A 23,241-nucleotide genomic window follows, 5' to 3' on the forward strand; every position below is an offset into this window, starting at 1 on the left:
CTGGTCGAGAACGCGTTGATCGCGCATTTCGGTGGTCTGCAGTGTGCGTTGCTGCCTGCGCCGGTGGCGGAGGCGCCGTTGTTGTCGGCGAGCTTGATCGTCAAGGACGAGCAGGCGGTGATCGCTGATTGCCTGAACGCGTTGCGTGGGGTGGCCGACGAGATCGTGGTCTACGACACCGGTTCGACCGACCGGACCAGGGAGATCGCCCGTGATCTCGGTGCCCGGGTCATCGAGGGTTACTGGGACGATCATTTCGGTGATGCCCGGAACCGGTCGCTGTCGCACTGCCACGGCCGGTGGGCGCTCATCGTCGACGCCGACGAGATCGTCAGCGGTGACCCCACCGCACTCCGAAACCAACTCACCACCACCAGCAGACCCACCGACGCCCTCCTCATGAACGTGGACAGCCTGACCGAGGCGGGTACGGTCTCGCACTGGTCCACGCGGCTGTTCCGTACCGGCGAATACCGTTACAGCGGCAGGTTGCACGAGCAGGTCATGCATCGGACCACCGGACAGACCCCGCAGCGGCAGCGCACCGACGCGCTCACCCTCGAACACTCCGGCTACCTCGATGCCACCGTGGCGATGAAGGACAAGGTCGGGCGCAACCGCCGGCTCGCCGCGCTGGCCAAGGTCGATGGGCCGGAGGCGCTCTTCAACTTCGCCCGGTCGGAGCGCGACGCGGGCGACGCGGCCGGCGCCATCGAGGCCTGCCGGGCCGGCCTCGCGGCCAACCCCACGGCCGACATCAGGGTCGGCCTGCTCGGCATCCTGGTCCGCTGCTGCGCGGCGACCAACCTTCTCACCGAGGCGAACGCGGCCCTCGCGGAGTTGCGTGCGGCTGTCCGCCTGCAGGTCACGGCGGACGAGGAGGAGATCGTCGTGCGTTCCGCCGAGGGCGATCACGAGCGGGTGCTGGAACTCTTCAAGGGCATGCCCGAAGCCGGCCTCAACGACCTGGGCGTGGAGGCCGGGCGCCGCCAGATGACGCCGTACGAGATCAGGAGCCTCAGGGCCACCGGCCGCCCGGCCGAGGCGGCCGAGATTCTGCGGGCGGCGCTGCGCGATGGGCGCCTGGTGCTGCCGCTCAGCGACATCGTCATGGTGCTGGAGGAGGCGGGTTCCGACCTGACCGAGCTGGCCAGGCTGATCCCCGAGGACGCGGTCCGGCAGGTGTTGCACGCGACCCGGCAGGTGACGCCCACCCTCGCCGAGGCCGTCGTCGAGGCCCTCTGGGAACGCTTCCCCGGCGACCCCCAACTCTTCGGCGTGGTGGTCTGGCTCGCCGGCCAGCTACCCCTGGACCGGGCCATCCAATGGTCCGGCCGGCTACGCCAGCAGGGACTCGAGAAATACTGCCCCCTGCTGGCCACCGCCACCGCCACCGACCGCTCCGCCCGCGAACGCGCCCTCGCCGCCGCCGCCGCACTGGAACTGTTCGGCGACCAGGCCGCACTCACCCCGCTGTCCGACGCACTCGCCCAGATCCCCGACGACCAGACCACCGCCGTCCTCGACGAGCTGCACACCCTCGCCCCCGGAGTCGCGTCCGCCATCGAATCCGTGTGACAGGATTAATCCACTGATGTTCGGCCGCACTTCTCGGACTATTGTCCGACCGTTATGACGTCACTATTCGCCTACTTGCGATAGGTGTGTCCGTCGTCGGTAATGCGCCGAAACCGCAATTTCGAAGATCGGATTTCGGTACTATCGGATTACCAGATAAGGGATTCCGCAGAGGACCGTTGTCGTCCGTGGTGGAGCGGTGTTCGACATCCGAGGGCATCGATCTGCCGAGGACCGTCGTGGTGAACACAGCTCCAGTAGGCGTCGTACCAGGCCGCCTTGGCCGTCGGAGCCAAGGTGATCCAGCCTTAGCTCATCGACTTCCTGAGGTGATCATGAGTATTCGCACCGCGTCCCGACCGATTGAGGCGACCATGACCGACTCCGCGCTGGAGATGCCGATCATCGACATGGCCACGCCCATGCCCGGCTTTCCGGCGCACCGGCAGTTCGTCCTGGTTCGCCTGAACGACGAAGGTCTGCTCTACGCGTTCACGTCCGTCGACAACCCCAAGCTCCGCTTCCTCGTCGCCCCGCCTGAGCCGTTCTTCCCGGACTATGCGCCGGAGATCGAGAACGAGGTGCTCGCGGCGCTGAACACCAAGGACCCGGACCGGCTACTCGTGATGGTCGTCATCACGGCTGGTGTGAACGAGACCACGGCGAACCTGCTCGCCCCGATCATCGTTGACCAGGACAGCCGCCGGGCGATGCAGGTGGTCCTCTCCGACAGCAGGCTGCAGGTCCGGGCGATCATGCGCAGGGAGTTCTGAGCACCTATATGGTTTCGGCGTCCTGTCCACGGATGGTGAAGGGGCAGCCACAATGCTCGTGCTGACCAGGAAGGCCGGCGAGAGCGTGATGATCGGCGATGACATCGTCGTCACCGTGCTCGAGACGCGCGGCGACGTCATTCGGATCGGAATCAAGGCCCCCCGCGACGTGCAGGTGCACCGCGAAGAGGTCTACGAGGAGCTCCAGCGGGCCAACCGCGAGGCGGCCTCGCCGACCGAGGACGCGGTCCGCGCCGTGACCGAGATGTTGCGCCCGGCGAGCGCCGAGCCGTCCGGCGACTGAAACTCCTATGTGGTACCGAAAGGGCCGGCTCCCCCTGCGGGAAGCCGGCTCTTTGGCGTTCAGCCGATGAACAGCCCGTGTGTCCGCATGAAGGGGATCGGGTCGATCGCGTTCGCGCTGGTCGCCGGGTTTCCGGTGTGCACCTCGAAGTGCAGGTGCGGGCCGGAGGAGTTGCCGGAGGTGCCCACGTAGCCGAGGATCGCGCCGCGGGCCACGCTCTGGCCGACCGTCACCGACGGGCGGCGCACCATGTGGCAGTAGCGGGTCACGATGTCGCCCGCGTGCAGGATCTCCACGTACCAGCCGCAGCCGGTGATCCTCAGGCTGCCGTCGACGTCACAGGTGCCCGCGGAGACGTTGCAGACGACCTTCACCACCCTGCCGGCGGCGGCCGCCCGGATCGGGGTGTAACGGCTCGCGCCGAGGTCGACGCCGTCGTGCGCCGGGCGGGACGTGGTGCGGAAGCCGCTGACCAGGCCCGCGGTGACGGGAAGCATCCAGGCGCCGGTGGCCGCCGGCGCCGGTGTGGTCGTCGTGCACGCGGGGATCGGGAAGTCGCGACGGCGGACGTACGCGTCGGAGACGAAGCTGTCGTCGACGAGCCGGTCCCAGTAGCCGGTGTTCCGGACGGTGCCGCGGATGAACTCGCCGGCGACCCTGCAGGCGATCGAAACGGTCGCGCCGTTGTTGATGGTGGCCGTACGGGGGCTGCTCGCGGACGGGCCGCTGCGCGCGTTGAGCGGGGTGCCGGCGGTGACGACCCGGCCGGTGCCGGCGATCCTGGTGACGGCGGCCGAGGCGGGGGCGGCGCCCGGTGCCAGGGCGCTGACGGCCGCCAGCAGGGCCGCTGTGGTGCGATGTTGTCGACGTTTCACGCGGAATTCCTTCCGGACGCACTTGTCGAGCCGGATGTGCCGCGAATGGATGCGCGGGGAATGCGGAACCGTTGCGTCAGAACAATCGGTTCGGCCCCGGACGCACCGATTCGGCCGAAGGTTGTTCTTCAGGCGATGCGGCGCCGGTCGCGGGCCTCCGGGACGGAGGTCCCGCATCGGCAATGCTGGCTTTCGGGGGGACACGCGTGTCGCGATTGATGGAACTGGGCATCGGCAGGCGGCTGGGCATTATCGTGGCCGCCGGCGCGACCGCGGCGCGGTGCGCAGGAGCCGCGCACCCTGACTGCACCTGGCACGGCCCCGGTCGACAACGCCCGACCCGCACCGTATTGCCAGGACGAGACGGGCTCGTCGGACGGAACGGGTCTCGGGAGTCATCGTGGGTGCAGAGCGCGAATCGGTCATGAACGGCACCACCCTTGCCACCGCCGCGACCGCCCTCGACCTGCGGAACGACGCACACGTGCACACGGGTTTCGCCGCCGGCCGCGACAGCGTCGGCGTCGTCGTGTCGGCCGCCGACCTGGCCGGGCTGGCCTCGGTCACGTTCGCCGACCAGGTGAGCCCGGAGACGACGTGGCTGCCCGCGTACGCGGACACCATTCGCCGCGCCCGCCGGCGAACCGAGCTGAGCCTGCGGATCGGCGCCGAGGTCGAGGTCGTCCAGCCCGACGGCTGGCTCGCCTGGCCGGCCGATCTCGGGCATCTCGAGATGGTGTCGGTCGCGGTGTCCCGGCTGCCGCTGGCCGGGGGCCCGGTGGCGCCCGGCGACGTGCGGTCGATGCTCTCCGCCGGCCGGCTCACCCCGGATCAGGTCGCCGAGGCCGCCGTCAACGCGACGATCAAGGGCATCGAGCGCGCCTCCCGGTACGCGCCGGTGCAGCTGGCCCGGCCGCTCAGCCTGCTGGCCCAGGTCGGCATCGACGACGCGATCCTGACCCGCGAGGTCCTGGAGGCGCTCGCCGCCGCCTGCCGGTTCACCGGCACGGCGGTCGAGATCAGCGAGGCGTGGCGCAGCCCGTCGCCCCGGCTGGTGGCTACGCTGCGTGAGGCGGATGTGGTCCTAGTGGCGGCGAGTGACGCCCGGTACGCGGGCGAGGTCGGCCGCTGGCAGTACCTGCGCCGGGTCTGATCAGAAACCAAACGCGTGCCGTAATCACGTACGTACTCTCAGTCATGCCAGCACTTCAGCATGGGAGAGATGCGATGAGTATGGTTCAGCAGGCCGTCGAGGTAGGTGCCCCGCTGCACGCGGTGTACCAGCAACTCGAGGCGTTCGAGAACTATCCGCAGTTCATGACCGGCGTGCAGGAGGTGACCCGGGTCGGCAACGACCAGACGCACTGGATCATGGAGGTCGAGGGGCATCGCCGGGAGTTCGACGCACAGATCACCGAGTGCTCCATGGACGAACGGGTCTCCTGGACGACGACAGAGGGGCCGCGGCTCTCGGAGACGATCACCCTGCGGCCGATGGGCGAGATGCGCACGCAGATCATCGCCCAGCTCGAGGCCGACGTCGCCTACCTGATGCCCAGTGACCGGCACGGCCAGGCGACGCTGAGCCGTCAGCTCAAGGCCGACCTGGACACCTTCAAGGACCTGATGGAGGCCGGCCGGCTCCGCGGCGCCGCCGAGCTCGGCGCGAGCTCCAAGATGCTCTCCGGCTCGTCGGGGATGGGCCTCGGCGGCAAGCGGCGCGATCTGGCCTCGCCGGCCTCGGTCGCGGGCCGGGCCCACAGCGGCCGCCCGCAGCCTGGCGCGGGCTGGGGCACCAGCGCGGGCGGGTTGAGCAACGCCAACCGCGGCACCGACGTCGACATCGCCTCGGCGCCGGGCATCACCAGCGCCGCCGACCTCGACGACGTGCTCGCACCGGGGCGCCGCATCGGCACCAACCGCCCGATGATCAGCGGCGGCGCGGCGGGTGCCGCGGCGCCGATGGGCGGCAAGGCCATGAGTGCCCGCGAGGTGCGTACCGACGGGACCGTCAGCGAGGAAGAGCGCGGCAGCTCCCACGACTGGTAGCCCTCACAGGGACGCCGACTCGAGAGTCACGACCAGATTTGCGCCGTGGGGCTCGGCCCGCTCGTAGCGGACCGAGCCCCCGTTCGCCTCCACGAGGTGCCGCACGATGAACAGCCCCAGCCCGGCGCCGCGCATGAACCGGTCGAACAGGTGGGGGACCAGCTCCTCCGGGATACCGGGGCCGTTGTCCCGCACCATCAGCACGACGGATTCGGCGTGCCGCTCGGCGCGGATCCGCAGCGGGGGCTCGCCGTACTCGACGGCGTTGCTGAGCAGGTTGCGCACCACGTGCCAGAGGTGTTGCCGGTCGGCCAGCGCGGTGATGTCGTCGTCGACGTCGATCTCGACGTCGGCCTCGCGTCCCAGCTCGACGACGACCGCGGTGACGACGTCGAGCACGGGCACCGGGGTGCGCCGCGCGGTGACCGATCCGGTGTCCAGCCGGAAGAGCAGCTGCAGGTCGTTCATCATCTTGATGAGCCGCTGGGTGTTCTTGTCGATCTTCGTCGCCAGCTCGAGGCGGATCTCGTCGGGAAGTTCGGCCCAGTCCGCGGAGAGCAGTTCGGAGAGGCTGGCGATCGAGCTGATCGGCTGTGCCACGTCGTGGGTCAGCATCGAGGTCAGGTCGTTCTTGAAGGTGAGCGCCGCCTCCAGCCGGGTGTTCGACTCCCGCAGCCGCTCGTTGCTGCGCTCCAGTTCGGCGGCCCGTTCGCTCAGCCGGTCCTCGGCCCGCTTGCGGTCGGCGATGTCGACGTAGGTCGCCACGTACGCCTGGGCCCGCCCGTGTGAGTCCGGGATCGGCGCCATGGTGGCCAGCACCGGAATCTCGGTGCCGTCGGCGTGCCGGACCACCCAGTCCCCGGTGCCCGTCGGCGGGACCGTGGCCGGTTCCGTACCGGGCGGCTGCGCGTCGCCGGTCAGCTCCCGCCAGCGCCGGTTCACGTCGATCACCCGGTGGTTGGCGTCGAAGACCATCACCGCCTCGTTCATCGACTGCAACAGGGTGTCGGCGAACTCCCGGCGTTCCCGCAGCTTCGCGACGAGTTCGCGCTGTTCGCGGTCGGCGCTCTCGAGCGAGCGCACCAGCAGGGCGATCAGGGCCAGCAGGGCGAGCGCGGCGAGGACCACGCCGATGCTGATCGCGGCCGCCGGGCTGCCGATCCCGGTCCGGACCGCGAGCGCGCTGATCAGCGCGACGACGACCGGCAACGCGACGAGCGCGGGCACCGTGTGCCGGATCCTGCTGCCGGCGCCGGTGGCCGCGCCGGTGCGCAGCGGCCCGGACTCGGGGCGGGCGAGGATGGCGCCGACGGCCAGGGCGAGCAGCGCGCCGCCGTAGTAGGGCCCCATGACGCTGTCCGGTCCGCCGCCGACCGGGAACGTCGGTGCGAACAGCCGCGGGACCATGGCGACCAGGGCGATGATCGCGGTGCCGGCCAGCAGCGGGTCGGCGATCCGGAACCGGGTCTGCACGCCGGGCCGCCGGAGCCGGATGTCGATGCCGGCCAGGGCCAGGCCGGCGAGCAGGGTGGCGACCCCGGCGGCCGGGTGGGTGTCCAGGGTGGCGGCGCCGAGCACCGCGGCGAGCAGCGCGAGCAGATAGCCGGCGCCGCGTACGGCCGGGGCGCCGCGGGCCGGAGCGAGCAGGACGAGAGCGAGCCCGGCGGCCACGAGTGCGGCCGCCGGGCTCGACGTCAGAACGTTCTCCGAGGCGGGTACGGGCGAGTTCAGCAGGCTGAGGGTGGCGGCGACGACGACCGCGACCCCGGCGCACCCGGCGAGGATCCGGGACAGCCTGCCCACGTCGCGCGCGATCTGCACCGGTGGAACCCCTCTAAATGTGGGCGTTTCGGCCCAACTGCGAGGGAGTGATCATATCGCGGCGGATGGGATCAAGTGGTCACGCCGGAGGAGACTGGGTCGCCCACTCGAAGCCGTCCTCGACGGTGATCCGGGCGGCGACCGGGGTCAGTTTCCCGGCGTTCTTGTTCGCATGGTGTCCGCAGAACACCAGCGAGCCGCCGCTGGTCAGGGCGATCTCCACCTTTGCGGCGGCGCTGCAGCTGTCGCAGCGGTCGACCAGGGACGGGACGGTGACGATTTCGGGCGACAGCATGGTGGTCATCATCGCTCTCCTGGCTGGGTGGCACTGCAGCGGTCCTGACAGGGGGTAGATCGGTCCGGGGCGGGGGCGGCTTAGCGCTCGCGGCCAAGGCCGGGACCCTGCTACCCGGCGGCAACCCGCAGGACCGGACGGGCCGGACGCGAGGGCCGATAAGCCATACCTGGTCCGAAAGCCCGGAAAGCCATACCGGGCCCTCGACCCGCCGATAGCGTGTTGTGACAAGCACCGAGGAGGCCCCCAAATGCCGGAGGATCCGCAGGAGCGTCCCACGGTCCTCGTCGTCGACGACGAGGAGGATCTGCGCGACATCGTGCGCCGGATGCTCGAGCGCCGGGGCTTCGAGACCCTGATGGCAGGCGACTCCGAGCGGGCCGTCGAGATCTGCCGGGAACACTCCGGCGTCATCGACGTGCTCGTCACCGATCTCGGCCTGCCCGGCGCCGGCGGCGGCGACCTGGCACAGACCGCTACCGGCCTGCGGCCCGAGATGGGCGTCGTCTACATCTCCGGCCTGCCCAAGGACATCGCCGTCTCGAAGGGGCTGATCGCCGAGGACGCCCGGCTGGTCATGAAGCCGTTCACCTCCGAGTTGCTGCTGGAGGCGCTGCGGGCGGTGCTCGCCGAGCGGGCGCCAACCAGCTGACGACCGCACGATAGCGCGCCGCCGGGCCCGGGTCCGGCGGCTTTGCCGTACCCGTGGCGGCCGATCGGCCGAGCCGTGACCACCCGGAAAACCCTTCATTGTTCCGGCCCGGTGGATGGCACCCGGCCCGCACCCGTTCGCTCTCCGGGCCGGCACCCGTCCGCGCCGAACCTGAATGTCAGACATCGATTGTTTGACGTTCGGGGGGATTCACTTGAGGGCAAGGCGAGGGATGACCGGGGTCGCGCTGACGGGACTCGTGGTGGCCGGCGGGGGCATCGCGCTGCCGGGCACGGCGAACGCGGCGACCACGACCGCTACGACGACCGCATACAGCAGCGACGACGCGTACACCTCGAGCTCGCGCAGGACGGTGAACTTCGGCGCCGCCGACAAGCTGGTCGTGGGCAGGCAGTCGGGGGAGACCCGGCTGTCCTATGTGAAGTTCACGCCGAAGGTCCCGGCCGGCGCCACGGTCACCGGCGCGGTGCTGCGCCTGCCCGTCGAGGGCAGCCCGGTCGTCGCGACGCTCGGCCTCTACTCGGTGCCGAACTCGTGGTCGGAGAAGACCATCACCGCGGCGAACGCGCCGAAGGTCGGCTCGCACGTCGCCTCGATCAGGCCGAAGGCCACCGACACCACGCTGAGCTTCGACGTGTCCAAGGTGGTCAAGAAGGCCGGCACGTACGCCTTCGCGCTCAAGTCCGCCTCGACGAACGCGGTGACCCGGCTGCGCTCGATCGAGCACGGCACCGCCACCTCGGGCGGCCCGGAGCTGGTGATCACCACGAAGACCACGACGGCGACGGCCACCCCGCCGCCGGCCACGCCGACCGCGCCGGCCGGATGCATCACCGGCGCGCTGCTCGTGCCGTCCTGCGGCGTGCTCTGGGGCGCCGCGGCCGGTGGCTTCACCGACACCCCGCGCGACCAGGCACTCAAGGACTGGGAGGCGCTGACCGGCCGTACCGCGACGATCTACCACACGTACCACAAGGGCGACGAGCAGTTCCCGACCAACGACGAGATGGCCATGACGCAGGACCCGAAGAACCCGCGGGTGCTGCTGCTCAACTGGAAGGTCGCCTACAACTCCACCTGGGCCAAGGTCGCGGCCGGCGCCCAGGACGCCCGGATCGACAAGTGGTCGGCGTACGTCAAGAAGAACTACCAGCAGAAGTTCTTCCTCGCGCTGCACCACGAGCCGGAGAACGACGTGTCCACCTCGGCCTCCTCGGGCATGACAGCCAAGGACTACGCGGCCATGTACCGCCACGTCATCACCCGGCTGCGGGCCAACGGCGTTACCAACGCCGTCAACGTGATCGCGTACATGGGCAACGAGAAGTGGATGGCCCAGTCCTGGTGGAAGGACCTGTACCCGGGCGACGCGTACGTCGACTGGATCGGCCTCGACTCCTACGTCAGCGTCGAGAAGGACTACTACCACTACGGCGACATGGGCGACATCCTCGACCGGCAGCCGACCGGCGGCGGCCTCGGCTGGTACGACTGGGCCGTCAAGAACCACCCGGCCAAGCCGATCATGGTTGCCGAGTGGGGCATGTACCACCGCACCAAGTCGATCACGGACAAGTCGGCGGCGTTCAACACCGTCGTCCCCGAGCTCAAGGCGCACCCGGCGGTCAAGGCGGTCGTCTACTTCGACACCGCCAGCGACGACGAGGGCGACCGGGACATCTCGGTGAACTCGAAGGCGAGCAGCCTCGCCGCGTTCAAGAAGGTTGCCGCGGACCCGATGTTCAAGGTGTCGATCGGCAAGTAGAGCCCTGCTCAACCCCCCGAAAACCGGGCCGGTCCGCTGTCGCGGGCCGGCCCGGCCGGCTATCCGGGCCAGGGCACCGTCAGCTCGCCGCGGCGCCACCGGGCCGGGCCGTCGAGCACCGGCCGGCCCTCCCGGAACCTCGCGACCGTGCCGAGCCAGCGCTGCCGGGCACCGAACGGCGTCGCCGACGCGTCCCAGGCCGCGCCGAGCGTGGCCAGCAGGTCGTGCACGCCCGACCCGGGCACGTTGTGGTGGATCAGGGCCTTCGGCAGCCGCTCGGCGAACGTCGCCGGATGGTCCAGATCGGACAGCCGCGCCGACAGGGTGAGCGTGCGCGGGCCGGCCGCGTCCGCGACCGCCCACGTCGCGATCCGGCCCAGCTCGTCGCAGGTGCCCTCGACCAGCAGCGCGCCGGTTCCGGTCATCGTCGCCCAGGCCGACGCCACCTCGTCCTCGGGGTACTGGCGCAGCACGTTGAACGCGCGTACCACCACCGGGCTCAGGCCGGCCAGTTCGAAGCCGCCGCGGCGGAACTCGAGCAGCGGCGGGTCCGCGTACGGCTGGGCGTCGCTGACCCGTACCGGATCGATCTCGAGGCCCACGACCGCGACGTCCGGCCGGACCGAGGCCGCGAGGCGGCGGCGAAGCTCGACGGCCGTGATCGGCGTCGCGCCGTACCCGAGGTCCACGACCAGCGGCGCGGCCGCGGCCGCGAGCAGTTCCCCGCACCGGTACGCGATGAAGTTGTCGACCCGGCGCAGCCGATTGGGGTTGGTGGTGCCCCGGGTGACCGCGCCGAGCGGCTTCATGAGGCTTGCTCGCGGGCCACCTTGTGCTGCGCGGCCTGTGCGATCGGGCGGACCACCAGGCGGTCGATGTTGACGTGCTGCGGGCGGGTGGCGACCCACGCGACGCAGTCGGCGATGTCGTCCGCGACCAGCGGCTCGCGCACCCCGGCGTAGATCGCGTCGGCCTTGCCCGGGTCGCCGAGCCGGTTGAGCGAGAACTCCTCGGTGCGCACCATGCCGGGGTCGATCTCGACGACCCGTACCGGCCGCCCGGCGAGCTCCAGCCGCAGCGTGCCGACCAGCGCGGTCTGTGCGTGCTTCGCGGCCGTGTAGCCCGCGCCGCCCTCGTAGACCGTGAAGGCCGCGGTCGAGCCGATGGTGACGACCGTGCCGGCGCCGCTCGCCTCGATCGCGGGCAGCAGGGCCTGGGTGACGCGCAGGGTGCCGAGCACGTTCACGTCGTACATCCACTGCCAGTCGGCGGCCGATCCGGCGGCCACCGGGTCCATGCCGCGGGCGCCGCCCGCGTTGTTGACCAGCAGGGTGACCGGGGCGCCGAGGCCGGCAACCGAGGCGGCCAGGGCCGCGACCGACGCGTCGGAGGTAACGTCGCAGGCGAATGCGGTGGCGTCCGGGCCGATCTCCGCGACCAGCTTCTCGAGGCGGTCCAGCCGGCGGGCGGCGGCCACCACGTGGAAGCCCTCGGCGCGGGCCAGCCGGCGTGCGGTCGCCGCACCGATGCCGCTGGATGCCCCGGTGACGACGGCGATGTTCTTCTGCACCATCCTTTGATCCTGCCTCACCCCTGCGGGAGAGCTGGGTCACCCCCGGGCTCCTGGCGTTGGTAGGGGCCCCGGAGATGGGGAAGATGAACGACGGCGTAACAGTTGTCCGTTACGTTTGACCGCCTTTCGAAGGGATCACGACGTGGCTGAGCTGCGGGCCGCAGGCCGCTGGCCGACACCCCGGCGCATCGCCACCCTCTCGGTACACACCTCGCCGCTCGAGCAGCCCGGCACGGGCGACGCCGGCGGCATGAACGTGTACATCGTCGAGGTCTCCAAGCGGCTGGCCGAGCGCGACGTCCAGGTCGAGATCTTCACCCGGGCCACGTCGAGCGAGCTGCCGCCGGTGGTCGAGATGGCGCCCGGCGTGATCGTGCGGCACGTCACGGCCGGCCCGTTCGAGGGCCTCTCCAAGGAAGAGCTGCCGTCGCAGCTGTGCGCGTTCACCAACGGCGTGCTGCGGGCCGAGGCGGCCCGCCCGCCGGGCTCCTACGACCTGATCCACTCCCACTACTGGATGTCCGGGCAGGTCGGCTGGCTGGCCCGGGAGCGCTGGGGCGTGCCGCACGTGCACACCGCGCACACCCTCGCCAAGGTCAAGAACCGGCTCATCGCCGAGGGGGACCGGCCGGAACCGAACTCGCGGGTCATCGGCGAGGAGCAGGTCATCGCCGAGGCGGACCGCCTCGTGGCGAACACCCGCTTCGAGGCGAAGGACCTGGTCGGCTCCTACGGCGCCGACCCGACCCGGCTCACGGTGGTGCAGCCGGGCGTCGACCTCGAGCGTTTCCGGCCCCGGTCGACCAAGTCGGCGGACCGGCGCCTGCTGGGCCTGCCCGAGCGGGGGCACGTGGTCGCGTTCGTCGGCCGGATCCAGCCGCTCAAGGGCCCCGACGTGCTGATCCGGGCGCTGGCCTCGGAGCCGCTGCGCGACGAGGAGGTGACGGTGGTGATCTGCGGCGGGCCCAGCGGCAGCGGCCTGGACCGGCCCACCGCGCTGATCGAGCTGGCCGCCTCGCTGGGTGTCTCCGACAAGGTGCGGTTCGTCGCGCCCCGCACCGGCGAGTCGCTCGCCGCGCTCTACCGGGCCGCCGACCTGGTCGCCGTCCCGTCACACAACGAGTCGTTCGGGCTGGTCGCGCTCGAGGCGCAGGCCTGCGGCACGCCGGTGGTCGCCGCGGCGGTCGGCGGCCTGGTCACGGCCGTCACCGACGGGAAGAGCGGGGTGCTGGTGGACGGCCACGACCCGGGCGACTGGGCCCGGGTGCTGGCGGGCCTGCTGCTGACGCCGGCGCGCCGGTCGCTGCTCGCGGCGGGCGCCGTCCGGCACGCCAGGAACTTCTCCTGGGACCGGACCGCCGACGGGCTGTTGCGGGTCTACCGCGAGGCGGTTACCGAGCATCGTGCGCTGATAGCGGCGCGTCTGGCAGGCTCGTTCTCATGGTGAGCGACGTCGGTGAGCTGATCGAGCGTGTCTGCGCGGAACGCGAGTTGCCGTGCGAGCCGACCGGCGATTCGTCCTGGGTGGTGACGCTGCCCGGCACGCACAAGCTCAAGACCGCCTGCAACCTCATCGTCGGCGAGCACGCGCTGCGGGTCGAGGCGTTCGTGATGCGCCACCCGGACGAGAAGCGGGAGGAGCTCTGGGCCTGGCTGCTGCGCCGCAACGCGCGCATGTACGGCGTCGGCTTCTCGATCGACGCCGCCGGCGACGTCTACCTGACCGGCCGGGTCAGCCTGAAGGGCCTGGACGAGGACGAGCTGGATCGGCTGCTCGGCGCGGTACTGACCTATGCGGACGAGTCCTTCGACTCGATGCTGGAGATCGGGTTCGGCTCCTCGATCCGCCGGGAGTGGGAGTGGCGGGTCAAGCGCGGCGAGTCCCTGGCCAACCTGCAGGCCTTCGCCCATTTCGCGGATCCGTCGCCCGAGAGCACGGGCCGGGAGTAGGAAAAGGCGGGGGAAAAAATGCGCCGGCGGCGGCGAGCGACGCCCATCCCCATAGGCGTCGCCCGCACTAACCGCCGGTCTCGGGTTGCGCCGTCCCCCAACGGCTGATGCCACCCGTCCCCGAACGCCGATCCGCGGTGACCCTATGGGTCGACCCGTTCCCCGAACTGACGGCTCGGCGTCCATTGACCACGCTAGTTGGGCCGGTCGAGGCCCACAAGCCAGTTGGCTGTCTGCCATCTGTCTGAACCGTCACATGAGGCAACTCCAACCTCACGGATGATGCGGCAATCAGACGTCCGGCCCGTTGCCCATTTCCGGGCGGCTTCGGAATCCCGATCCTATTCGGGTGCCCGGTGCTCAATCGACGGCCGGAACCGCGACCTGCAGGGACACGCCGGCGTTCCCCTGCGGCACGACCGCCGCGGCCGGGACGGCGGTGGCCGGCGGCGCGAGGGCGGCCTCGCGCAGGGCCGCCGCGCGGCGCTCGCGCGAGGGCCCGGACACGATCTGGCCCGCGGCCACCAGCAGGCCGATCGCCGCGCAGCCGAGCCAGAGCACCAGATCACCCAGGTGTTCCTGGACGAATCCGCCGACGATCGGTGCCAGCGCCGCGCCTCCCGACCAGGACAGGGAGTTCACGCCCTGGTACCGGCCGCGCAGGTGCGCCGGCGACAACTCCGCGATCAGCGCCGAGTTCGACGGTGACTGCAGCATCTCGCCCACCGTCCAGATCACCACGGAGAGGGCGTACAGCGCGGCGGTGCCGGCGAAGGCGTTCAGCCCGAAACCCACGCCGATGATCAGGGTGGACAGCGCCAGGACCCGGGACCGGCCGTGGCCCTCGATCAGCCTGGGGATGAACAACTGACCCGCGACGATCATCAGGCCGTTGATCGCGATCACCCAGCCGAAGGTCGCCGGGCTCAGGCCGTCGGCGCTCATCGCGATCGGCATCGTCGAGAGGTGCTGCATGATCACCAGGACGAGGAAGAAATTCAGCGCCACGAAGGTCATGAAGACCCGGTCGCGGAAGATCGTCCCCAGCCCCGGTCCGCCCCTGGCCCGCGGTGCCGAGGCCGTGCGCGACGCCCGGCGCGGCCGGGTCTCGGCCAGGAAGATCAGGCTGATCACGGCCGTTATCAGCGTGGTTCCCGCGTCCACCACGAAGAGCAGCAGGTAGTCGAACTGGGCGGCGAAGCCGGCCAGGACGGCCGCGCTCGCGAAGCCCAGGTTGATCGCCCAGTAGTTCAGCGAGTAGGCCCTGATCCGGTCGCTGTCCGGGACCACGTCGACCATCATGGCCTGGAACGCGGGGCGGACCCCCTCGGCGAAGACGCCGAGCAGCAGCGCTCCCGCGAGGATCTGCCAGAAGCCCTGCGCGAGGCCGAGCCCGAGCATGAGCGCGGCCGCGCCGAACTGCGCCGTGAGCATCGTCGGCCGACGGCCCCACCGGTCGGTGAGCACGCCCCCGGTCATCGTGCCGACCGCGCCGCCCACCCCGTACGCCCCCAGCACGAGGCCCGCCTGGCTCTGGCTGAAATGTTGCTGCCCGGTGAGGTAGATGGCCAGGTAGACGACCACGAACGAGCCGAGCCGGTTGATCAGCGTGCCGGTCCAGAGGAACCAGAAGTGTCGCGGCAGGCCGCCGGCCGCCTGCTGTAACCATCCCCGCACGCCGAACCTCCGTAAGCACCGAACAACCCCCGCAGCCTTACAAAATACGGATCTTCGGCCGCCGGCGCAGCAGCATTTCCACGTGGTGGTCGCCACTTGGGGTCCCCGCACGCGCGGGCCCGGCCTGGGGCAGGATGGAGGGCATGACTGTGGGGACCCTTGTGCTGCTGCGGCACGGCGAGAGCGAGTGGAACGCCAAGAACCTCTTCACCGGCTGGGTCGACGTCGACCTCAACGCCAAGGGTGAGACCGAGGCGCGGCGCGGCGGCGAGTTGCTGAAGGAGCACGGCCTGCTGCCCGACGTCGTGCACACCAGCCTCCTGCGGCGCGCGATCCGGACCAGCGAGATCGCGCTGCACACCGCGGACCGGCACTGGATCCCGGTGCGGCGCTCGTGGCGGCTCAACGAGCGCCACTACGGCGCCCTGCAGGGCAAGGACAAGAAGCAGACCCTTGAGGAGTACGGCGAGGAGCAGTTCATGCTCTGGCGCCGCTCCTACGACACCCCGCCGCCGCCGATCGCCGACGACGACGAGTTCTCGCAGTTCGCCGACCCGCGCTACGCGGCGCTGCCGCCGGAGCTCAAGCCGCGCACCGAATGCCTCAAGGACGTGCTCGCCCGCGCCCTGCCGTACTGGTACGACGCGGTCGTGCCGGACCTGTTCGCGGGCAGGACGGTGCTGGTCGCCGCGCACGGCAACTCGCTGCGCGCGATCGTCAAGCACCTCGACCAGATCTCGGACGAGGCGATCGCCAAGCTCAACATCCCGACCGGCATCCCGCTGCGCTACGACCTGGACGACGACCTGCGCCCGGTCACCGCCGGCGGCGCGTACCTCGACCCGGAACTGGCCAAGGAGGCCGCCGCGGCGGTCGCCAGCCAGGGCCGCTGACCCACCCGGACAGCCAGGACGCCGGGACACCCCCAGTGGTGTCCCGGCGTTCGGGGTTATCGGTCAGCCGGCGACGGGTTCGCCGGTGATCAGGTAGATCATCTGCTCGCCGGCGTTCACGGCGTGGTCGGCGTACCGCTCGTAGAAGCGGCCCAGCAGGGCGCCGTCGATGGCGGTCTCCGCGCCGTACGGCCAGTCGTCGTGCAGCAGCACCTTGAACAGGTCGCGCTCGAGCTCGTCCATGGCGTCGTCGTCCTTCTCCAGCTCCGCGGCCAGGTCGGCGTTGGGGCTGGCCAGGACGGTGGTGATCTTCTCGGCCATGCGGTCGGCGGCCTCGGCCATCTGCCGGAAGACGGGCCGCAGCTCGGCGGGCACCGCGGGCGACGGGTGCCTGCGCAGGGCGGTCTTGGCGACGTGCTCGGCCAGGTCGCCCATCCGCTCCAGGTCGGCGGAGATGTGCAGGGCGGTGATGAGCGTCCGCAGGTCGCTGGCGACCGGCGCCTGCCGGGCGATGCTGTCCATCACCTTCGCCTCGACCTGGCGGTAGATCTCGTCGACCTCGGCGTCCCGGTCCATGACCACGCCGGCTGCCTCCCGGTCGGCCTTCAGCAGGGCGGTGGTCGCCTTGCGCATCGCGGCGCGCACCGACTCCGCCATGGTCACCAGCAGGCGACTGACCTCCGCCAGGTCGGCCTGAAACTCCTCGCGCATGATTTCTCGTCCCGGGGTTCGGGGCTGGCCCTTACCGGGGCGGCAGCCATGGTGAGCAGCACTTGCAGGAGCAACGCTAGGGGTGCGCGGCGGCCTGAACATGAACGGCGGTGAACGACGCCGGGCCTGATGGTGAACATTGTTCGAAGCGCGCCGGGTTTGTCCGGTTGGACGTACGGTTCAGGTAAACAATGCCCCTACGATCGCAGCGTGAATCCGGTGTACGGCACCACCTTGGTCCTCGCCGCCCTCGCCATCGGCGTGGTGGCCGGGTTCCTGCTGTCCAGGGCCCGCCGCGCCGGCTCGGCCGATCAGGCGCCCGACAACGCCCCGGCCGCCCGGCCGGCCAAGGGGGGACGAAAGATCGACACCGACACCGACAACGAGCGTACCGGCGAACTCGGACTCAAGGGTCTCGGCCGCAAGAGCCTGGACTCGCTGCGCGTCGGCGTCGTCGTGCTCGACGCCGCGGACGAGCCCGTACTGGTCAACCCGGCGGCGCGGGCGATGGGGCTGCTGCGCTCGGGCGGCGCGCCCGGCACGATCGCGGCGCACCCGATCCTGCGTACGCTGGCCGGTCAGGTGCGGCGCACGGGCGTGCGCCGCGAGGTCGAGCTGGACCTGCCCCGCGGCCGCGCGGGCGGCGCCCAGGCCCCGCTCGGGTTGCACCTGCGCGCCGTGGCCCTGAACGGCACCCACGTCGCCGTCGAGGCCGCGGACGTCACCGAGTCGCACCGCCTGGCCCGGGTCCGCCGGGACTTCGTCGCCAACGTCAGCCACGAGCTGAAGACCCCGATCGGGGCGCTCCAACTGCTCGCCGAGGCGCTGCTGGACGCCACCGAGCTGCCGGTCGAGGAGGTGCCGGACCGGTCCGAGGACCTGGTCGCGGCGCGCCGGTTCGCCGAGCGCATCCACCACGAGTCCGCCCGGATGGGCCGGCTCGTCAACGAGTTGCTCGAGCTGACCCGGCTGCAGGGCGCGGAGCCGCTGCCCGCCCCGGAGCCGATCGCGATGGACTGGGTGATCGCCGAGGTGGTCGACCGCACCCGCACCACGGCGTCGGCCAAGGGCATCGAGGTCGTCTACGCCGGCCCGAAGGGCGCGACCGTGTACGGCAGCGACAGCCAGGTCGCCACCGCCGTGACCAACCTCGTCGAGAACGCGATCGCCTACTCGGGCGAGGACACCAAGGTGGCGCTCGCCCTGCGCGAGGCCGAGGACTGGATCGAGATCGACGTCACCGACCAGGGCATCGGCATCGCACCGCACGACGTCGACCGGATCTTCGAACGCTTCTACCGCGCCGACCAGGCCCGCTCGCGCTCCACCGGTGGCACCGGCCTCGGCCTGGCCATCGTCAAGCACATCGCCACCAACCACGGCGGCCGGGTCGACGTGACCAGCACGCTCGGCGGTGGCTCGACGTTCACTCTGCGCCTACCGGCACACCCCCCGGACGTACCCATGCCGTTACCGGCGGCGATTGAGATCGAGTCCGGCACGGCCGGGCTCCCTTCGGCCTGATCAGGCCGGCCCCGAAGGAAGGAACCCCCATTGGCTCGCGTGCTCGTGGTCGAGGATGAAGAGTCGTTCTCCGATGCCCTGTCGTACATGCTGCGCAAGGAGGGCTTCGAGGTGTCGGTCGCTCCGACCGGGACCTCGGCGCTGACGCAGTTCGACCGGACCGGCGCCGACATCGTCCTGCTGGACCTCATGCTGCCCGAGATGTCCGGCACCGAGGTGTGCCGGCAACTGCGTCAGCGCTCCAGCGTGCCGATCATCATGGTGACCGCCCGCGATAGCGAGATCGACAAGGTCGTCGGCCTGGAGATCGGCGCGGACGACTACGTCACGAAGCCGTACTCGCCGCGCGAACTGGTCGCCCGGATCCGCGCGGTCCTGCGTCGCCAGGGTGCGGAGCCGGCCGAGGTGACGACGCCGACGCTGGCGGCCGGCCCGGTCCGGATGGACGTGGAACGACACGTGGTGACCGTCGACGGCACCTCGGTGCAGCTGCCGCTGAAGGAGTTCGAGCTGCTCGAACTCCTGCTGCGCAACGCCGGCCGGGTGCTCACCCGGGGCCAGCTGATCGACCGGGTCTGGGGCGCCGACTACGTCGGCGACACGAAGACCCTTGACGTACACGTGAAGCGGCTGCGCTCCAAGGTGGAGCCGGAACCGTCGGCGCCGCGCTACATAGTCACCGTGCGAGGTCTGGGTTACAAGTTCGAGCCGTGAGCCGGTCAGGGCTGTTGCGGCGGCGTCGCGGGCTCCCGCCCGCCGCGCCTGCCCGGCGCCCCGGCCGCCTGGGCGGCGACCGTGGCGGGGTGCGGCGCGACCAGCTTCGACTGCAGCCTGATGTCACAGAGCCGGGCCAGTTCGTCGTAGGCGTCCTGGCCGATCAGCGCGATCAGCTCCGGGCCGTATGACCGGAACATCGGCTCGGTGCCGACGTGCGCGTCCGGCGAGGACGTGCACCACCAGTCGAGGTCGTGCCCGCCGGGTCCCCAGCCGCGCCTGTCGAACTCGGTAAGCGTGGAGAGCAGGTACTTGCTGCCGTCCGGCCGCTTCGTCCAGTCCTGCTCGCGGCGCACCGGCAACTGCCAGCAGACGTCCGGCTTGTAGGTCAGCGGGTGCACGCCGTCGCGCAGCGCCTGCGCGTGCAGCGCGCAGCCGCCGCCCCCGGCGAAGTCGGCGTCGTTGAGGAACACGCACGGCCCGTCGGCGGACTGCGTCGCCGTGCGCCGGGCCGGCTTGGTGCCGTCGACGCTGTCCATCTCGGTGTAGTTCTTGAACCCGCGCCGGTAGTGCTGCCACGTCTCGGGCGTCAGCTTGGCCGCGGCGACCTTGGTCCGGTTCTCGTCGTCGGCGTCGGTGAAGAACGCGCCGTGCGAGCAGCAGCCGTCCTGGGCGCGGCCGGCGATGATGCCGTGGCAGGCCGACCCGAAGACGCAGGTCCACCGGGACAGCAGCCAGGTCAGGTCGGCGCGGACCACGTGCTGGTCGTCGGCCGGGTCGGTGAACTCGATCCATTCACGGGGAAAGTCGAGGGGGACCTCGCGGGCGCGGGCGGCAGCCGCCTCGTCCATCATGATGCGAATCTGGGTGCGGCGGCTCACCTGGGACAGCGTACGCGCGTGGGTGACCGCGGCCGGATCGGCTGCCTGGTTTGCCACTGTTTACGCCGACCGAGGAGCTGGCAGCCGGGCCCGGCGGGTCTACCCTTGAGCCGTGGCTTCCCGCGTCCCCGTACTCCTGTCCAGTTCGTCCGTCTTTCCCGAGCCGACCGCCGCGGCGTTCGAGATGGCGGCGACGCTGGGCTACGACGGTGTCGAGGTCATGGTCTGGACCGACGCCGTCAGCCAGGACGCCGGTGCCCTGCAGGGCCTGGCCGCCCACTACGGCGTGCCGGTCCTCTCGGTGCACGCGCCCTGCCTGCTGGTGACCCAGCGGGTCTGGAGCCCGGATCCCTGGGAGCGGCTCAACCGCGCCGCCGTGCTGGCCGAGACGCTGGGCGCGCCGACCGTGGTCGTGCACCCGCCCTTCACCTGGCAGCGCGACTACGCCCGCAACTTCGCCGCGGGCCTGGCCAAGGTGCAGGTCCGGCATCCGGACACCAACTTCGCCATCGAAAACATGTACCCCGTGCGGATGGCCGGGCGAAACTTCGTCCCGTACGTGCCGGGGTGGGATCCGACCGAGGCCGGCTACGACGCCTACACGCTCGACCTGTCGCACGCCGCCGCCTCACGGACGGACTCGCTGGTCATGGCCGACCGGATGGGTTCCGGCCTCAAGCACGTGCACCTGGGCGACGGCACCGGCGAGGGCCGCGACGAGCACCTGGTGCCCGGGCGGGGCAACCAGCCCTGCGCCGAGCTGCTGCAGTCGCTGGCCGGCCGCGGCTTCCGGGGCTCGGTGGCGCTGGAGGTCTCCACCCGCAAGGTGACCAGCCGGGCGGTCCGCGAGGCGGACCTGCGGGAGTCGCTCGCCTTCGCCCGGCACCACCTGGCGCCGGCCGCGTCCGCGACCCCGGCGGCTACGCGGGCGTGAGGGTCGCGGCGCGCTTGCGGGCGCGGTGCGCCGCCACGTGCGAGCGGGTCGCGCAGCGCTCGGAGCAGAAGCGCCGGCAGTTGTTGGACGACGTGTCGAGATAGACGTTGCCGCAGCGCTCGTCGGCGCAGATGCCGAAGCGGGCGCTGCCGTACTCGCACAGCCACACCGACAGGCCCCAGACGGCGCCGGCCAGGTATTCCGAGCTCACGGACGCGCCGCGGCTGGTGACGTGCATGTGCCAGTCGGAGGCGTCGTGCCCGGAGATGCGCGGCTGCACCGGGTATGCCTCGAGAAGCGCGTTCAGCTCGGTGACGGCCTCGGTGTCGCGGCCCGTGGTGCCGTATTCGAAGATGTCGCGCAGCCGGCGCTGGGCACGGCGGAACGACCCGAGGTCCTTCTCGCCCACCTCGTCGCGCATCCAGGCAAGATCCTCGCTGAACAGGGATCTGAGCCCGTCGATGTCGCCGAGCCCGACGTTGACGAGCTCGACCGCCGTACGCGCGTACGCATCGAAGTTCACCCGACAACCGTAGCCTCACCTCGGGCGACAACACAGCTCCGCGACGACTGGCGCGGCTACGAAGGATACGCTCGGACCATGCTCCGTTCCGTCTTTCTCGCCGCCGCCGGGTCGTCCCGGATGGAGCGGCTGGTCTCCACCGCCCCGGTCACCAAGGGCATCGTCCGCCGGTTCGTCGCCGGCGAGGGCGTCGACGACGCGCTTCGCACGAGCCGCGAGCTTGCCGACGACGGCCTCGCGATCAGCCTCGACTATCTGGGCGAGGACACCCTCACGGCGGAGCAGGCGACCGCGACCCGCGATCAGTACCTGACGCTGCTCGGCCGGCTGAAGGCCGCGGGGCTCACCCCGGCGGCCGAGGTCAGCGTCAAGCTGTCCGCGCTGGGGCAGAAGGTCGACGACCGGATGGCCTACGACTACGCGCACGAGATCTGCGTCGCGGCGGCCGCCGCCGGCACCACGGTCACGCTCGACGCCGAGGACCACACCACCACGGACTCGACGCTGGAGATCCTCGCCGAGCTGCGCAAGGACCACCCGGCCACCGGTGCGGTGCTGCAGGCGTACCTGCGCCGGACCGAGGGGGACTGCCGCGAGCTGGCCACGGCGGGGTCGCGGGTGAGGCTCTGCAAGGGCGCCTACGCGGAGCCCGAGTCGGTCGCGTTCCAGTCGGCGCTCGACGTCGACAAGGCGTACGTGCGCTGCCTCAACATCCTGATGTCCGGCGACGGCCACCCGATGATCGCGACGCACGACCCGCGGCTGATCGCCATCGCCGAGGACCGGGCGCGCTGGTTCGACCGCTCGGCCGACGAGTTCGAGTTCCAGATGCTCTACGGCACCCGCCCGGAGGAGCAGGCCCGGCTCGCCGCCGCCGGCCACACCGTGCGCGTCTACGTCCCCTACGGCGACCAGTGGTACGGCTACCTGATGCGCCGCCTGGCGGAGCGCCCGGCAAATATCGCGTTTTTCGGCAAGGCCCTCGTTAGTAGGAAGTAAGTAATCTTTTGGGGTAAAACGCGCCTCACGTGGCGTGTCGGCTTGACTTTTTGCGGTTATTTCACGGAACGCATCGCCTTGATCACAGCAGTCTCGATACCGTACTGATGACACGCGCGCCCACCCGCCGCGGCGCAAGGCCTGACCGGCCGCGGCGGAGGCGCCTGCGAAAGGATCGGTGCGAGGAGATGACGGGTCCAGCCCAAGCCGAGGAGCGTCTCGCCGAGGTGCGCTTCCTGACCGTGGCCGAGGTCGCCGCGCTCATGCGGGTATCCAAGATGACCGTCTACCGGCTCGTCCACGGCGGTGAACTCAACGCCGTGCGGGTCGGCCGCTCGTTCCGTGTGCCGGAGCACGCCGTCCACACGTATCTGCGCGGAGCGTTCAGCCAAACCGCCTGACCCGGGGGCGTGTTGGTCCTGGATCCGGCGGGCCGCTACGCTGGAGCGGTTCGCCCCTGATATCTGCGTGCGTCCAACTCGGCGCCGGATGCGGGGCGTGCCGCCGTCAAGCTCGGTCGGGTGTGCCTGCGGGTGCGCAGGGACCGGCCCCACATGGTTTCGAGAGGCATTTCGTATGGGCTCCGTGGTCAAGAAGCGTCGCAAGCGTATGGCGAAGAAGAAGCACCGTAAGCTGCTGCGCAAGACCCGCGTCCAGCGTCGCCGTCTCGGCAAGTGATGACCGGCCGGGCATGACACCCGGCCCGTTCACTTGCCTCCAGCACCGTCG

General features: G+C 70.8%; 25 protein-coding genes. 16 read left to right on the plus strand and 9 right to left on the minus strand.

All coding sequences use genetic code 11. The features are described 5' to 3' along the window. The 3 genes from AB0F10_RS11795 to csrA form a co-directional block, all read left to right on the plus strand. Positions 1-1,578 (plus strand): glycosyltransferase family 2 protein (locus tag AB0F10_RS11795; protein WP_360622758.1); only part of this gene is annotated, 1,578 nt, incomplete at its 5' end. 374 nt (positions 1,579-1,952) lie between these two features. Beyond that, positions 1,953-2,351, plus strand: a complete 399-nt coding sequence (locus tag AB0F10_RS11800; protein ID WP_360622760.1) for a flagellar assembly protein FliW — start codon at positions 1,953-1,955, stop codon at positions 2,349-2,351. A gap of 52 nt (positions 2,352-2,403) precedes the next feature. Continuing rightward, complete coding sequence (gene csrA, locus AB0F10_RS11805) at positions 2,404-2,655, plus strand: carbon storage regulator CsrA (protein ID WP_360622762.1); 252 nt, start codon at positions 2,404-2,406, stop codon at positions 2,653-2,655. Positions 2,656-2,714: 59 nt separating this feature from the next. On the opposite strand, the gene AB0F10_RS11810 is transcribed toward csrA, so the two are convergent. Continuing rightward, positions 2,715-3,530, minus strand: coding sequence for a peptidoglycan DD-metalloendopeptidase family protein (locus AB0F10_RS11810; protein ID WP_360622764.1), 816 nt, complete (start codon positions 3,528-3,530; stop codon positions 2,715-2,717). 400 nt (positions 3,531-3,930) lie between these two features. Between AB0F10_RS11810 and AB0F10_RS11815 the strand changes: the two genes are divergently transcribed. After that, positions 3,931-4,683 (plus strand): hydrolase, encoded by a 753-nt coding sequence (locus tag AB0F10_RS11815; RefSeq protein WP_360622766.1) that lies wholly within the window; start codon positions 3,931-3,933, stop codon positions 4,681-4,683. Positions 4,684-4,757: 74 nt separating this feature from the next. Further along, on the plus strand, positions 4,758-5,579 hold the full coding sequence (locus AB0F10_RS11820; RefSeq protein WP_360622768.1) for an SRPBCC family protein: 822 nt from the start codon (positions 4,758-4,760) through the stop codon (positions 5,577-5,579). 3 nt (positions 5,580-5,582) lie between these two features. On the opposite strand, the gene AB0F10_RS11825 is transcribed toward AB0F10_RS11820, so the two are convergent. Both AB0F10_RS11825 and AB0F10_RS11830 read right to left on the minus strand, forming a co-directional pair. After that, positions 5,583-7,400 carry a PAS domain-containing sensor histidine kinase gene (locus AB0F10_RS11825; protein WP_360622770.1) on the minus strand — a complete coding sequence of 606 codons (1,818 nt, stop codon included), beginning with the start codon at positions 7,398-7,400 and terminating at the stop codon, positions 5,583-5,585. Between the two features lie 79 nt (positions 7,401-7,479). Further along, positions 7,480-7,695: a hypothetical protein gene (locus tag AB0F10_RS11830; protein WP_360622772.1), complete on the minus strand. Its 216-nt coding sequence runs from the start codon at positions 7,693-7,695 to the stop codon at positions 7,480-7,482. Between the two features lie 250 nt (positions 7,696-7,945). Here AB0F10_RS11830 and AB0F10_RS11835 point away from each other — a divergent pair, with 250 nt between their 5' ends. Next, positions 7,946-8,347, plus strand: coding sequence for a response regulator (locus tag AB0F10_RS11835; protein ID WP_360622774.1), 402 nt, complete (start codon positions 7,946-7,948; stop codon positions 8,345-8,347). A gap of 232 nt (positions 8,348-8,579) precedes the next feature. Next, entirely contained in the window at positions 8,580-10,133 is a 1,554-nt protein-coding gene (locus tag AB0F10_RS11840; RefSeq protein ID WP_360622776.1) for a DNRLRE domain-containing protein, read from the plus strand. 59 nt (positions 10,134-10,192) lie between these two features. Here AB0F10_RS11840 and AB0F10_RS11845 read toward each other — a convergent pair whose 3' ends face one another. Further along, positions 10,193-10,942: a class I SAM-dependent methyltransferase gene (locus AB0F10_RS11845; RefSeq protein ID WP_360622778.1), complete on the minus strand. Its 750-nt coding sequence runs from the start codon at positions 10,940-10,942 to the stop codon at positions 10,193-10,195. Continuing rightward, on the minus strand, positions 10,939-11,706 hold the full coding sequence (locus AB0F10_RS11850; RefSeq protein WP_360622780.1) for an SDR family oxidoreductase: 768 nt from the start codon (positions 11,704-11,706) through the stop codon (positions 10,939-10,941). Before AB0F10_RS11850 ends, AB0F10_RS11845 begins: the two co-directional genes overlap by 4 nt. 142 nt (positions 11,707-11,848) lie before the next feature. Between AB0F10_RS11850 and mshA the strand changes: the two genes are divergently transcribed. Then, entirely contained in the window at positions 11,849-13,153 is a 1,305-nt protein-coding gene (gene mshA, locus AB0F10_RS11855; RefSeq protein WP_360622782.1) for a D-inositol-3-phosphate glycosyltransferase, read from the plus strand. Continuing rightward, a complete protein-coding gene (locus AB0F10_RS11860; protein ID WP_360622784.1) occupies positions 13,147-13,656 on the plus strand; it encodes a YbjN domain-containing protein in 510 nt (169 codons plus the stop codon). The genes mshA and AB0F10_RS11860 overlap by 7 nt, the downstream gene beginning before the upstream one ends. A 360-nt stretch (positions 13,657-14,016) precedes the next feature. Here the strand turns inward: AB0F10_RS11860 and AB0F10_RS11865 are convergent, their stop codons facing one another. Next, positions 14,017-15,333, minus strand: a complete 1,317-nt coding sequence (locus AB0F10_RS11865; protein ID WP_360622786.1) for an MFS transporter — start codon at positions 15,331-15,333, stop codon at positions 14,017-14,019. 134 nt (positions 15,334-15,467) lie between these two features. On the opposite strand from AB0F10_RS11865, the gene AB0F10_RS11870 reads away from it, so the two are divergent. Continuing rightward, positions 15,468-16,226 carry a phosphoglyceromutase gene (locus tag AB0F10_RS11870; RefSeq protein WP_360622788.1) on the plus strand — a complete coding sequence of 253 codons (759 nt, stop codon included), beginning with the start codon at positions 15,468-15,470 and terminating at the stop codon, positions 16,224-16,226. Between the two features lie 63 nt (positions 16,227-16,289). Here AB0F10_RS11870 and phoU read toward each other — a convergent pair whose 3' ends face one another. Further along, the gene (gene phoU / locus AB0F10_RS11875) at positions 16,290-16,937 is read right to left on the minus strand and encodes a phosphate signaling complex protein PhoU (protein ID WP_360622790.1); all 648 of its coding nucleotides are present in this window, start codon (positions 16,935-16,937) and stop codon (positions 16,290-16,292) included. A gap of 234 nt (positions 16,938-17,171) precedes the next feature. Here phoU and AB0F10_RS11880 point away from each other — a divergent pair, with 234 nt between their 5' ends. Both AB0F10_RS11880 and AB0F10_RS11885 read left to right on the plus strand, forming a co-directional pair. Then, a complete protein-coding gene (locus tag AB0F10_RS11880; protein WP_360622876.1) occupies positions 17,172-18,461 on the plus strand; it encodes an ATP-binding protein in 1,290 nt (429 codons plus the stop codon). A gap of 30 nt (positions 18,462-18,491) precedes the next feature. Continuing rightward, positions 18,492-19,175, plus strand: a complete 684-nt coding sequence (locus tag AB0F10_RS11885; protein ID WP_360622792.1) for a response regulator transcription factor — start codon at positions 18,492-18,494, stop codon at positions 19,173-19,175. Positions 19,176-19,180: 5 nt separating this feature from the next. Here the strand turns inward: AB0F10_RS11885 and AB0F10_RS11890 are convergent, their stop codons facing one another. Then, entirely contained in the window at positions 19,181-20,056 is an 876-nt protein-coding gene (locus AB0F10_RS11890) for a hypothetical protein (RefSeq protein WP_360622795.1), read from the minus strand. Positions 20,057-20,168: 112 nt separating this feature from the next. Here AB0F10_RS11890 and AB0F10_RS11895 point away from each other — a divergent pair, with 112 nt between their 5' ends. Further along, the gene (locus tag AB0F10_RS11895; RefSeq protein ID WP_360622797.1) at positions 20,169-20,990 is read left to right on the plus strand and encodes a sugar phosphate isomerase/epimerase; all 822 of its coding nucleotides are present in this window, start codon (positions 20,169-20,171) and stop codon (positions 20,988-20,990) included. Here AB0F10_RS11895 and AB0F10_RS11900 read toward each other — a convergent pair. Beyond that, positions 20,977-21,513, minus strand: coding sequence for a CGNR zinc finger domain-containing protein (locus AB0F10_RS11900; protein ID WP_360622799.1), 537 nt, complete (start codon positions 21,511-21,513; stop codon positions 20,977-20,979). The genes AB0F10_RS11895 and AB0F10_RS11900 overlap by 14 nt on opposite strands. A gap of 78 nt (positions 21,514-21,591) precedes the next feature. On the opposite strand from AB0F10_RS11900, the gene AB0F10_RS11905 reads away from it, so the two are divergent. The 3 genes from AB0F10_RS11905 to AB0F10_RS11915 all read left to right on the plus strand — a co-directional run bounded on the left by AB0F10_RS11905 (position 21,592) and on the right by AB0F10_RS11915 (position 23,190). Beyond that, positions 21,592-22,512 (plus strand): proline dehydrogenase family protein, encoded by a 921-nt coding sequence (locus AB0F10_RS11905; protein WP_360622801.1) that lies wholly within the window; start codon positions 21,592-21,594, stop codon positions 22,510-22,512. A gap of 188 nt (positions 22,513-22,700) precedes the next feature. Further along, a complete protein-coding gene (locus AB0F10_RS11910; RefSeq protein ID WP_360622804.1) occupies positions 22,701-22,913 on the plus strand; it encodes a helix-turn-helix domain-containing protein in 213 nt (70 codons plus the stop codon). A gap of 175 nt (positions 22,914-23,088) precedes the next feature. Continuing rightward, a complete protein-coding gene (locus AB0F10_RS11915) occupies positions 23,089-23,190 on the plus strand; it encodes a 30S ribosomal protein bS22 (RefSeq protein WP_007465623.1) in 102 nt (33 codons plus the stop codon). The last annotated feature ends 51 nt before the right edge of the window (positions 23,191-23,241 follow it).

Source organism: Actinoplanes sp. NPDC026623, from assembly GCF_040638275.1.
Classification (GTDB): Bacteria; Actinomycetota; Actinomycetes; order Mycobacteriales; family Micromonosporaceae; genus Actinoplanes.

Bases quoted from the DNA above. Each gene is read 5' to 3' on its own strand.
- AB0F10_RS11820 (WP_360622768.1), top strand. From the start codon at position 4,758: ATGAGTATGGTTCAGCAGGCCGTCGAGGTAGGTGCCCCGCTGCACGCG.
- phoU (WP_360622790.1), bottom strand. From the start codon at position 16,937: ATGCGCGAGGAGTTTCAGGCCGACCTGGCGGAGGTCAGTCGCCTGCTG.
- AB0F10_RS11800 (WP_360622760.1), top strand. From the start codon at position 1,953: ATGACCGACTCCGCGCTGGAGATGCCGATCATCGACATGGCCACGCCC.
- AB0F10_RS11905 (WP_360622801.1), top strand. From the start codon at position 21,592: ATGCTCCGTTCCGTCTTTCTCGCCGCCGCCGGGTCGTCCCGGATGGAG.
- AB0F10_RS11860 (WP_360622784.1), top strand. From the start codon at position 13,147: ATGGTGAGCGACGTCGGTGAGCTGATCGAGCGTGTCTGCGCGGAACGC.
- AB0F10_RS11915 (WP_007465623.1), top strand. From the start codon at position 23,089: ATGGGCTCCGTGGTCAAGAAGCGTCGCAAGCGTATGGCGAAGAAGAAG.
- AB0F10_RS11840 (WP_360622776.1), top strand. From the start codon at position 8,580: ATGACCGGGGTCGCGCTGACGGGACTCGTGGTGGCCGGCGGGGGCATC.
- AB0F10_RS11845 (WP_360622778.1), bottom strand. From the start codon at position 10,942: ATGAAGCCGCTCGGCGCGGTCACCCGGGGCACCACCAACCCCAATCGG.
- AB0F10_RS11830 (WP_360622772.1), bottom strand. From the start codon at position 7,695: ATGCTGTCGCCCGAAATCGTCACCGTCCCGTCCCTGGTCGACCGCTGC.
- csrA (WP_360622762.1), top strand. From the start codon at position 2,404: ATGCTCGTGCTGACCAGGAAGGCCGGCGAGAGCGTGATGATCGGCGAT.
- AB0F10_RS11835 (WP_360622774.1), top strand. From the start codon at position 7,946: ATGCCGGAGGATCCGCAGGAGCGTCCCACGGTCCTCGTCGTCGACGAC.
- AB0F10_RS11850 (WP_360622780.1), bottom strand. From the start codon at position 11,706: ATGGTGCAGAAGAACATCGCCGTCGTCACCGGGGCATCCAGCGGCATC.
- AB0F10_RS11870 (WP_360622788.1), top strand. From the start codon at position 15,468: ATGGAGGGCATGACTGTGGGGACCCTTGTGCTGCTGCGGCACGGCGAG.
- AB0F10_RS11910 (WP_360622804.1), top strand. From the start codon at position 22,701: ATGACGGGTCCAGCCCAAGCCGAGGAGCGTCTCGCCGAGGTGCGCTTC.